The organism is Streptomyces sp. NPDC024698 (genome assembly GCF_055559015.1).
This window is the reverse complement of sequence record NZ_JBVHLK010000050.1, coordinates 1-10,013: the sequence shown is the minus strand read 5'-3', so window position 1 is coordinate 10,013 and position 10,013 is coordinate 1. Positions and strand designations below refer to the sequence as shown.

At 69.0% G+C, this 10,013-nt stretch carries 11 protein-coding genes and 1 pseudogene; 9 read left to right on the top strand and 3 right to left on the bottom strand.

The genetic code is table 11. From position 1 onward, the window contains the following. The first annotated feature begins 1 nt into the window (after position 1). The 4 genes from ACZ4AA_RS38205 (at position 2) to ACZ4AA_RS38190 (ending at position 3,302) form a co-directional block, all read left to right on the top strand. A complete protein-coding gene (locus ACZ4AA_RS38205) occupies positions 2 to 1,162 on the top strand; it encodes an RNA-guided endonuclease InsQ/TnpB family protein (RefSeq protein ID WP_467613290.1) in 1,161 nt (386 codons plus the stop codon). A gap of 471 nt (positions 1,163 to 1,633) precedes the next feature. Beyond that, a complete protein-coding gene (locus ACZ4AA_RS38200) occupies positions 1,634 to 1,867 on the top strand; it encodes a hypothetical protein (RefSeq protein ID WP_328557983.1) in 234 nt (77 codons plus the stop codon). Between the two features lie 91 nt (positions 1,868 to 1,958). Further along, on the top strand, positions 1,959 to 2,882 hold the full coding sequence (locus tag ACZ4AA_RS38195; RefSeq protein ID WP_467613288.1) for a hypothetical protein: 924 nt from the start codon (positions 1,959 to 1,961) through the stop codon (positions 2,880 to 2,882). Between the two features lie 204 nt (positions 2,883 to 3,086). Continuing rightward, positions 3,087 to 3,302, top strand: coding sequence for a hypothetical protein (locus ACZ4AA_RS38190; RefSeq protein WP_467613286.1), 216 nt, complete (start codon positions 3,087 to 3,089; stop codon positions 3,300 to 3,302). A 104-nt stretch (positions 3,303 to 3,406) separates the two neighbouring features. Here ACZ4AA_RS38190 and ACZ4AA_RS38185 read toward each other — a convergent pair whose 3' ends face one another. Beyond that, positions 3,407 to 3,892: a DUF427 domain-containing protein gene (locus ACZ4AA_RS38185; RefSeq protein ID WP_467613284.1), complete on the bottom strand. Its 486-nt coding sequence runs from the start codon at positions 3,890 to 3,892 to the stop codon at positions 3,407 to 3,409. Positions 3,893 to 4,182: 290 nt separating this feature from the next. Between ACZ4AA_RS38185 and ACZ4AA_RS38180 the strand changes: the two genes are divergently transcribed. The 3 genes and pseudogenes from ACZ4AA_RS38180 to ACZ4AA_RS38170 all read left to right on the top strand — a co-directional run. Then, the gene (locus tag ACZ4AA_RS38180) at positions 4,183 to 5,421 is read left to right on the top strand and encodes a PP2C family protein-serine/threonine phosphatase (RefSeq protein WP_467613282.1); all 1,239 of its coding nucleotides are present in this window, start codon (positions 4,183 to 4,185) and stop codon (positions 5,419 to 5,421) included. Positions 5,422 to 5,607: 186 nt separating this feature from the next. Next, on the top strand, positions 5,608 to 6,423 hold the full coding sequence (locus ACZ4AA_RS38175; protein ID WP_467613280.1) for a restriction endonuclease: 816 nt from the start codon (positions 5,608 to 5,610) through the stop codon (positions 6,421 to 6,423). A gap of 171 nt (positions 6,424 to 6,594) precedes the next feature. Continuing rightward, positions 6,595 to 7,052 (top strand): annotated as a pseudogene (locus tag ACZ4AA_RS38170) (transposase); the annotation flags it as partial. 108 nt (positions 7,053 to 7,160) lie between these two features. Here ACZ4AA_RS38170 and ACZ4AA_RS38165 read toward each other — a convergent pair. Beyond that, positions 7,161 to 8,306 (bottom strand): Fic family protein, encoded by a 1,146-nt coding sequence (locus ACZ4AA_RS38165; protein WP_467613278.1) that lies wholly within the window; start codon positions 8,304 to 8,306, stop codon positions 7,161 to 7,163. A gap of 359 nt (positions 8,307 to 8,665) precedes the next feature. Here ACZ4AA_RS38165 and ACZ4AA_RS38160 point away from each other — a divergent pair, with 359 nt between their 5' ends. Then, positions 8,666 to 8,908 carry a hypothetical protein gene (locus tag ACZ4AA_RS38160; protein WP_467613276.1) on the top strand — a complete coding sequence of 81 codons (243 nt, stop codon included), beginning with the start codon at positions 8,666 to 8,668 and terminating at the stop codon, positions 8,906 to 8,908. A 51-nt stretch (positions 8,909 to 8,959) separates the two neighbouring features. On the opposite strand, the gene ACZ4AA_RS38155 is transcribed toward ACZ4AA_RS38160, so the two are convergent. Further along, a complete protein-coding gene (locus tag ACZ4AA_RS38155) occupies positions 8,960 to 9,571 on the bottom strand; it encodes a DJ-1/PfpI family protein (RefSeq protein WP_467613274.1) in 612 nt (203 codons plus the stop codon). 182 nt (positions 9,572 to 9,753) lie between these two features. On the opposite strand from ACZ4AA_RS38155, the gene ACZ4AA_RS38150 reads away from it, so the two are divergent. Further along, on the top strand, positions 9,754 to 10,013 hold a 260-nt coding region (locus tag ACZ4AA_RS38150; protein WP_467613271.1), incomplete at its 3' end, for a transposase.

The following is a 10,013-nucleotide window of genomic DNA, read 5'->3' as shown; positions in this document are numbered from 1 at the left end:
ACTGGGCGAGATGCTGCGGGATCACTGCTCCCTCTACAACGGGGCATTGCAGGAACGCCGTGACGCCTACCGGCACGTGTCGAAGACGAGCGTCAAGTACGGGATCCAGTCTGGGCAGCTCAAGGAGATCCGGGCGTTCGACCCGGAGCGGCAGGGCCGCTGGTCGTTCTCCTCGCAGCAGGCCACCCTGCGCCGTCTCGACAAGGCGATGCAGGCGTTTTTTCGTCGCGTCAAGTCCGGCGAGACGCCCGGTTACCCGCGCTTTCGTGGGGTGAACTGGTTCGACACGGTGGACTTCCCCAAGGACGGGGACGGCTGCCGGTGGGACTCCGCGCCGCACGACCCCGTGACCCGTGTTCGCTTCCAGGGCGTCGGTCATGTCAAGGTCAACCAGCACCGGCCTGTGGTCGGCAGGGTCAAGACCGTGTCCGTCAAGCGCGAGCGCCGCAAGTGGTACGTCGTCCTGGCCGCAGAGCAGCCCCGGCCCGAGCCTCTTCCCCAGAGCGGCAGCGTGGTCGGCATCGACCTCGGCATCGCCTCGTTCCTCACCACCTCTCACGGCGAGCACATCGCCAACCCGCGCCACGCCCGCAAGGCCGCCGCCGAGTTGGAGACCGCACAGCGGGCGCTGTCCCGGTACCCGCGCCGCAAGGCGAAGGACCGCACCAAGAACCATCAGCGGGCCGCGGAGCGCGTCGCCGCTCTGCACGGCAAGGTGCGCCGCCAGCGGCTCGACCACGCGCACAAGACCGCTCTGGACCTCGTACGCCGACACGGTTTCATCGCGCACGAAGACCTCAAGATCCGCAACATGGTCAGGTCGCCCGCGCCGAAGCCCGACCCCGACCAGGCAGGCGCGTTCCTGCCCAACGGTGGCGCCGCCAAGGCCGGACTCAACAGGTCGATCAACGATGCCGGATGGGGGGTTTTCCTGACGATCCTGCACGCCAAGGCTGAAAGCGCCGGACGGGAAGTGATCGCCGTGGACCCCCGTAACACCTCACGCGAGTGCCCCGAATGCGGGCACACCGCCAAGGAGAACCGGCCCACACAGGAAAAGTTCCACTGCGTCGCCTGCGCCCACACCGCGCACGCCGACACAGTGGGAGCCATCAACGTTCTACGGGCCGGGCTGGCCCGTCGCGACGCCCAACCGGCATAGCGAGAAGCCCCCTCGTTCACGAGGGGGAGGAGTCACGACACACCTCCCGTACCCCGGATGGCGTCCCGGGGCATCGGACGACTCGCCTCCCTTCTTCGGCAGGTGATCGACCCCTGGATGCGGCAGTGGACCGGCCGCAGCAACTCACGCCCGCTCCCCGGCCGGCCCACGAGCGTGTGATCCTCAGCTGCGCCCGCCGGCTGTGGCGCCCGGCCGGCACTCGCCGCCTCGGACTGCGCGGTCCGGCCCCGTCGTCCCGGCCCATCCCCGTCAAATCCCGCCTTGTGGAGCCCAGTTCACGCAAGCACGCAGGACCGCGCGGCGGCGTGCCTGCTCCTTCGCGATGAGGCCGGGCTTCGTCGTGAAGAAGAGCGCGTGCGGTCAGCCCCTGCATCCGCGGACGCCATGACACCGGAAAAGTGGTGAAAGCATCCCAAAATTTTTCACCGGTCCGTGATGAGAGGGAAAGCAATGATCGTGAAGAAGCTGCACGATGCGGGCGTCCAGAGTGAACACGCCTACGCCGCGGCCTTCGGCTCCATCGGCCTTTCGCTCGTCTCCTGGCTGGCGTCCAACAAGCAGGAGAACCTGGAGCGGGCCGACCGTTGGGGCATCTTCGTGGGGGAGTGGGCGCCCACCTTCTTCGCCCTCGGGCTGGCACTGGCCAACTACGAGCAGAGCGATTCCGCGGGAGCCGACCACTGATCGACGGGCCGCATCGGCCACGACCCGTCCGGCCTGCATCTGCGCTCAGCGGACGCGCGCCTTTCCGACCTGGAAGACGCTGATGCGAGACATGGTGACCATGGAGACGAGCCCGGTGACGGAACTGCTCGACAGCGGGATCGAGGACGTTTCGGCCGGGCGACGCGCGGGGCCGGGCGGGCCGCCGACATGGCGCGAGCTGGGGTTGCAGTCGATGTCGGCGACGCTGGTCGAATCGCTGAGCCGACGGGGAAGCCGCTTCTTCGAAGCACTGTGCCAGTGGCCTCGATGGCATGCACTGAACGAGCGTGCACTCGTGGTGACGCATCATCCCCTGCTCATGGCCGAGTCTGCCCGTCAGCTCGCCGCCGCCCTGGAGTCGCGGTATCTCAAGGGAGCGGATGACAGCCGACTCCAGCCCGTCTCGGTGAGCCTGGGAGTGGACCCGAGAGCACAACCGGTCGAGCGCGGCGCCGCGTCGGACGTCCTGGTGCACGTCACGGTCAGCGATCTCGTCGTACGAATGGGTACTGTCGCCGCGTACCGTCTGACGGCCGAGTTCTTTCACGCCGGCACGCGCTTCGGCGCCTGCGGCATGACGCTGGCCCGCCCTTCACGCCCTCCACTGGAGGTGGCCTCCACGCCGTATCCGGGCCTGCTGCGTCCCGCCCCGGCCGCCGTGGGAGCGTCGGCCGAACCGGACGTGCTTCTCGCGCGCGGAGCGCAAGGGCGACTCGTGATCGCCCCCTGCGACCCCGGGCACCCGGTGCTCCTCCCGGGCCGCCCCGCCCTGCTGCCGGCGCTCGCCGTCATGGAAGCCGGAAGGCAGGCGACGCTGCTTTACCGAGGGGCCCTGCCGTCCGCTGTGGCCGGCATCGCTGTGCGACTCGACGCGCCGGTGCCAAGCCGCGGGGCGGTCGTAGAGGTGGCGGACGAAGGCGGCGCCTCGCGCTTCCTCGTCAAGGCCGGGGAACAGATTGCCGCCATGGGCACGGTCACCTTGTTGCGACCCTGAACGCGGCAACGGCGATCCGCGCTGTCGCGGGCGTGCCGGACCCCCGCCGATGTTCGGCCCGCGGCGGTCCGGCGGACCTTCGTCGCAGCTGCCCGTCGGCTGCGGCCATCCGGGTGTGCTGAAGCCGTGTCAGGCGACCGACCGAAAGCCGATTGACCATGCTGGGCGGAAACCGACACGCTGCCCAGCGACGAGGAGTACGGCATGCCGATGGACTCGGTGGCCAGATTTCTGGCGGCTCTGAACCCGCAGGACCGGCAGAGGGCCGACGCCGAACCCCGCGATGAGCAGGAGCGCCTCGCTGCGGCCTGGGAAAGCGAGCTGGAGGCAGACGCCGAACTGGACACGCTCGACGAGTTGTCGCCGGCCGCGGCGGAAGCAGAGGCGGCCCGTCGTGTTCTGGACCGCGGAGACGGTTGACCCCTGTGGCACCCGTGCCACCGCGGTCACGGCCGGGTGGCCGATCGCGAACATGGTCAGCTGTGCGGCATGTGGTCCGGTGGGACGGCCGGCGTTGACTCTCCCTACCACCCCTGTGTTGTGGGCGCGCCCTTGAAGGGGCCTTGTACGTCCGAGGTGATCCAGCCGCCGTAGAAGTCTCCGTCCTGGGCCCGCGCTTCTTCGCCGCCGACGAGGCAGCGGTCGACGCGGCTGACGTAGAAGGCGAAACAGCCCTTGAGGGCCGTATAGGCGGGTTCAGGGCTGGAGTAGCTCCAGGCGGCACGACCGCGTACTTCGCGGCCGATGATCAGGTCCCAGTAGCGGGCGGTGCCCTTCCATTCGCACCAGGAGTGCCCGTTGGTCGGGAGCAGCAGATCGGACCTGACGTCTTCCGGTGGGATGTAGAACGTCGGGGGATGGCTGGTCTCGAGTACCCGCAGTGCCCGTCGGGTCTCGGCGATCACGTGGCCACCGCATTCGATCCTGACGAGGCGGTCGTCCCGTAGTACAGCGGGGGGCCGTGGATAGTCCCATACGGACTCGATGGTGCGATCGATGGATTCGGTCATGCCGTCTCCTCGCCCTGAGTGCACACGCCTCGGTCAGCGCGTTCGTCCCTTCTTCTCCCCATCTCGGGGTCCCGGATGAGATGTCCTGTGATGGATCGGGCCATCGTGCCGTGGCGGGGTGGACACCGGGCGGGCGTGTGACGGTCTCCGGGGGGCTTCGAAGACAGTGCCGGCGCGGGTACCGGTCCTGGGGACAGCGATGTGCGCAGGTGCTGAGGGCGCCGACGACCGGTAGAAACGTAAGGGTGAAGGACGAGGGCAGCCCTGCTGAGGATGCGCGGCCGCACCGTGTGGCGAGGCCGGCGATCGACTACCAGGCGCTGTTCGCGGTCACCCCCAGCCCCTGCATGGTGCTGCGCCCGGATCTGGTGCTCGCCGACATCAACGAGGCGGCCTGCCGGGTGACCGGCCGCACCCGGGAAGATCTCCTCGGGAGGTATCTCTTCGATGCCTTCCCTGAGAATCCGGCGGACCCGGACGCCGACGGGGTGCGGAATCTGCACGCCTCCCTGCACCGGGTTCTGCGCTCGAAGGAGCCGGACACGGTGGCGCCGATGAAGTACGACATTCCCGTGGCCGGCCGGCCGGGAGTGTTCGAGGAGCGGTGGTGGTCCGCGATCAACACTCCGGTGCTCGGACCGGATGGGCAGGTGGAGTGGATCCTTCACCGGGGGGAGGACGTGACCTCGTTCATCCGCTCCCACCCCCGCCTGCGCGAAGGCGGCGCGCTCAGTGACGTGGAGGCGATGGAGGTCGAACTGTACGCGCGGGCGCGTGAGCTCAAGCGGCTGAACGAGGAACTGCGCCAAGCCCATGCCCGGGAACGCCAGGTCGCCCTCACCTTGCAGGAGGCCATGCTCCACTCGCCTCATCTGGCCCGGCACCGGGAGACCGCGGTGCGCTACCTGCCCGCCGCCGGGGCGCTGAACGTGTGCGGCGACTGGTATGACGTGGTCGACCTGCCCGAGGACAGATTCGCCGTCGCGGTCGGCGATGTCGTCGGCCACGGACTTGAGGCCGCCGCCGTCATGGGCATGCTCCGCAGCGCGTTGTCCGCCGCCGTCCGGGCCGTGGAGTGGCCCGCGGATGCCCTGGACGTTCTGGGCCTGTATGCACGCGACGTGGAGGGTGCGCTGTCCACCACCGTCGTCCAAGCCGTCGTCGACACCCGTGCCCGCCGCATCCTGTACAGCAGCGCCGGCCACCCGCCCGCCATCCTGGTCCACCCCGACGGCACCTTCGACCTTCTCGACCAGGCCACCGACCCACCGCTGGGAGCCCGCCCCGAACCCGTCCCCCACCCCCAGGCCGCCCTGCCCTACACCCGCGGCGACACTTTCGTGCTCTACACCGACGGCCTCATCGAACGCCGCGGCGAGGACATCGACGACGGCCTGCGACGCCTCACCGACGCGCTCGGCCGTCATGCCCGCCGCGAACCCGAACGCCTCGCCGACGCCCTGCTCGCGAACCTCGGCGTCAGCAGCATCACCCGCGACGACGTCGCCCTGATCGTCATCCGCCTGTGATCCACGCGCCACCGTCGTGGTGCGCCACATCTGCACACCTGCCAGGTCGAGGGCGCCAAGGCAGGCATGCCACGTCCGGGTTTTCGCGAGGTGCACGGCCTGACTCTCACGAACCCGGTAGAACGGCCGATGCCTGGGAAGACGCGAGTTGATCTTCGTTGACATCCCAGAAGAGGAAACATCACCATGGCCGTTCCCGCACGCGCCCGGCGTACCGCACGCAGCTCCCGCCGGTTCGAACTCCGGGCGACGGCCCTCTACTTCGCCCTCCTCGCGGTCATCCTCGCTCTGGTGGGAGCGGCCGCCCGCACCGCGGCCGCGGCCGCGGTGCACCGTCCCGCCTGGGCCGTGGCGCTCACCCTTGTGGGCGTCGGCGCCGTCATGGCCGGCTGCCGCGGGAAGCGCCGCATATCGGCGGCGAGGATCGCGCGGCGCGCGGCCCTGGCCCTGGACGAAGCCACGCAGACGGCGGTCGAAGCACTCGACGCGGCGACACCTGCTCCCGCCGTCGGCCTCGTCCCCGCCGGAGCCGGCGCCTGCGGCGGCGGCTGCCTCGGCACGGATCCCACCGCCCTGCTTCCCGAGACCGTGCCCGAGACGCCCGTGGACACGGTGGAGATCGCCTACGAGGCCCTGGACCCGGACGAGTTCGAACAGGCGGTGGCCGAGCTGTGCCGGCGCGACGGCTGCCTCGACGTGGACGTCGTGGGCGGGGCCGGGGACCTGGGCGCCGACGTCGTGGCCAGGACGCCCGACGGGCGCTCGATCGTCATCCAGTGCAAGCGGTACTGCGACGGCAACCGGGTCGGCTCGCAGGACCTCCAGCGCTTCGGCGGCACCTGCTTCACCGTCCACGGCGCCGACGTCGCCGTCGTGGTCACCACCAGCGACTTCACCGCCCCCGCGCTCGACTACGCGGAGCAGTGCGGCATCGTGTGCGTCGACGGTCCGCAACTGCGCCGCTGGCAGGAGGACGCGGGACCGCGGCCGTGGGAGGCCTGAGGCTGGTCGCGCTGGCGGTTCGATCTCAAGCCTGCTGAGTTCGAAGGAACTGCTGCCTGCGGCGCACGGTGTTCTTCGGGCGGGACGCCTGCACAGTAGCCGCGGAATTTCGCTCAGACGATGTCTCGATTGGCTGTAGCTCGTTGGTCTGGCATGGGGATGGCTAAGTGACTGGTGCCGGATGGGCTGTGGGAGATCTTCCTGGCCGTGGCGCCGGAGCTGCCGGTGCGCGCGCAGGGCGGGGGCCGGCGGCGGTGCGATGACCGTGCGGTGCTCGTGGTGGTCGTCTTCGCTGCCACCTCGGGTTGCACCTGGCGGCAACTCCCGCCGGTCTTCGACGCCTCCTGGCAGACGGTCCATCGACGCTTCACCGATTGGTCCAAGGCCCGGGTGCGGGCCAAGCTGCACCGGCTGGTTCTCGAACGGCTCGGCGCCAACGGTGAGCTGGACTGGTCGCGGTGCGCGATCGACTCGGTCGGCATCCGCGCGGTCGAGTGAGGCCTTTGGCCGGACCGAATCCGACCGATCGCGGCAAGCGCGGGTCGAAAGTCCATGTCATCTGTGATCGCAACGGGCTTCCGATCTCGGTGGGCATCTCCGGGGCCGACCTGCACGGCAGCCAAGCGCTGAGCTGTAGGCGGGCCTGTGAGGTCACAGGTGCGTGAGACGGCAGTGCAGTTGGCTGTATCGCGAGGTACCAAGTGCGGGCATGGCGCGGTGGGTTGGAGATGCTCTGCTCAGGAGTTGGGTGTCCGGTAGGGGTTGCTGAGGCTCATGGGTGTGTGTGCGGTGTCGAGGGCGTCTTGGGGGAATTGCGGTCCGGCGGTGTAGTAGCGGGCGCGGGTGCGGCCCACGGGTTGGAGGATGTGGGCGGTGGTGAGGTCGCGCAGGTCGCGCTGGGCCTGCTGGAGGCTGAGGGCTTCGGCGCCCTGGTAGCGGGTGCGGCGTACGCGTCCGGCCATGGCGACGTCGTGCAGTGCGGTGACGGTGCGTTCGTCAAGGCCGCTGGAGTTGGCGAAGTCGGCGAGAGTGCTCCACACGTGGCCGGAGCGCGCCAGGCGGCCCTGGACGGTCTGGGCTTGTTGGTGGTAAGCGATCAGGCTGAACCGGATCCAACTGGAGACGTCCTGCTCGGGTTGGTAGTGGCTGCCGCGGTCGTTGAGTTCGCGGTAGTACTCCCAAGTGTTGCCCGGCCGGCCCAGCCAGCTTTCGATGGAGGAGAACTCGGGTGCCAGGACGCCTTCCCGGGCGATCATGAGGGTCTGCAAGGAACGCGACAGGCGGCCGTTGCCGTCGGCCCAGGGGTGGATGGAGACGAGGTGCAGGTGGGCCATCGCGGCCCGGACCAGAGGGTGGCTGGCATCGTCGCTGTTGAGCCAGTCGACGAGTTCTTGCATGAGGCCGGGCACCAGCGCGGGGTCGGGGGCGGTGTAGGCGGCGATGCTGGAGTCACGGGCGTCGGTTACGTAGACCGGGCCCCTGCGCCACTGTCCGGCGGGTCGGCGGGGGCTGTGCCGGTGGCCTTGCAGCATCCAGTGCAGGCCGTTGAGCAGTGCCTTGCTGTAGGTGAAGTCCTCGACATCGTGGAGGGTCTGGATGTAGGTCATCATCCGCTGGTAGGCAAGGGTCTCCTCCCGGTTCTCCTCGGAGACCTCAACCTCGTTCTCTCCCTCCATCAGATCCTCGACGTCCACGGTGGCCACTTTGAAACCCTCGATGGAGTTGGAGGCCGCCACGGCATCTGCGGTGAGGAATTTCCGCAGCCCGGACGTCCACTTCGTGGGGGAGTTCTGCACCTGGTGGCGCAGGGCGGCACGCATGCTGTCGATCTCGTCGAGCGCGCGGCAGTCGGCTTCGGTGAGGTCTGGCATGGGGAAGAGCATGAAGCGACGATAGAATGACGCAATGATAGCGTCAAGCGCGTTTGGTGTGAGTCGGGCGGGACCAGCATCCGCGGCAACGGCTCCCGGAGCCGTCACGATGCCGCCAGGCCGTCCGACATCGGGCGCCCAGTTCGGGGCTCCGGCCTGTGAGGGCAGCCAGGTCCGCAGGGAAGACGGAGTCCAGCAGGACGTGTCCTGCACGCCGGGTGGGCACGGACCGCTCTTCGCTCACCCGGCGGTCGCCGGTCCATCGAACTCCAGCCCCGGCTTTCTCTCGGCTCGGCTGACCCGCGAGGGTGGTGAGCTGGTCTTCCTGATCGTGCTGGTCCTAGCCGTTCTGGCCGATCGCGCGTATTCGTGTGGCCGGCGACGTGGTCGCCGTCGACAGCGGCCGCATCGAAGGCATCGGCCGTCTGGCGTTCCCCGGCATGGGGTACATCACCCTGGCCCGGGACACCGGGAATGCCGAGGTCGTGTCGTGCCCAGCTGTGCGCCCGCAGGCGCACGGCGACGCGCCGGCTGGTGGCCTCGTCGGCCGCAGGTTGGGACTCGACCCATCCCGGAAGATCTGGCTACCGGCTTGGCATCGTCGCGGCCACTGAAGCCCGGCTCACGCCCACCTCGGCTTCGTCCGTGCGGCGATCGGCGAGGCGTCAGCGCAGTACGACCTCGCCGGCGTGAACGGCGCGCAGGGCGCGCTCGACGGTCTCCTGGCTCTCACCGACCGGGGCCACGTAGCCGAGGACATCGCGTACGGCGTCCTCCCCGAGCGTACGGGTCATCACCCACGTGGCGAGGTACTGGGAGGCCAGGCAGCCGCCCGCCGTGGCGATGTTCCCCTCGGCGTGGAACGGCGTGTCCAGCACCGTGACGTCGCATGCCTCCACAAAGGGCCGGCTCTTCACGTCCGTGCTCACCGGCATGCCGTTCAGCAATCCGAGCCGAGCGAGGACCAGCGCTCCGGAGCACTGCGCGCCGATCAGCTGTCGCGACGGGTCGAGCGACAGCCGGGAGACCAACCGGTCGTCGGCGACCACCTCGCGCGCCTTCACCCCGCTGCCGATCAGTACGACATCTGCTTCGGTCACGAACTCCATCGGGCGCTGTCCGGTCACCTCGACACCGTTCATCGACGTGACGACCGGCGTCGGTGTCGTGATGAAGGCCTCCAGACCGTCCTTCCGGCACCGGTTGATCAACGCGGAGGCGATGAAGCTGTCGAGCTCGTTGAATCCGTCAAAGGTGACCACGGCTACCTGGTGCATGGCATCTCCTCGAAGCACGGCACGGGACGCACAGCTTCTCAGCTTGTTCTTTATCTGGCGGTGTCGAAATGGGCCTCGAACTAGGCTGCTCACCTGGGCATTTGCCGGACATGGCAACAGCCTTCGCTTGATCCTGTGCTCCGTCACAGAGGTACGGGATCAACCGAAGGCCGTTGTCATGAGTGTGCTGCATCGCCGTGTCCGGCGGGAAGCGTTCGTGGAAGTGTTTGACCGCGCGGGGCGATGAACTGTTCGAACTGACCGACGCGGTGCTGTGTGTCGACGGGCCGGTTCTCTCGCCGGTGGACCTGACGCTGGTGCCTGAGCATCGCCGTGGGCACGGGGCGATGTACGGAGCCCTCAACCGCGGCCGCATCGATGTTGAGCGGCTGCGAACTGCGCTGGCCGGGCTGCGGTTGCCCCGGTTCGAAGCGAGACGTCT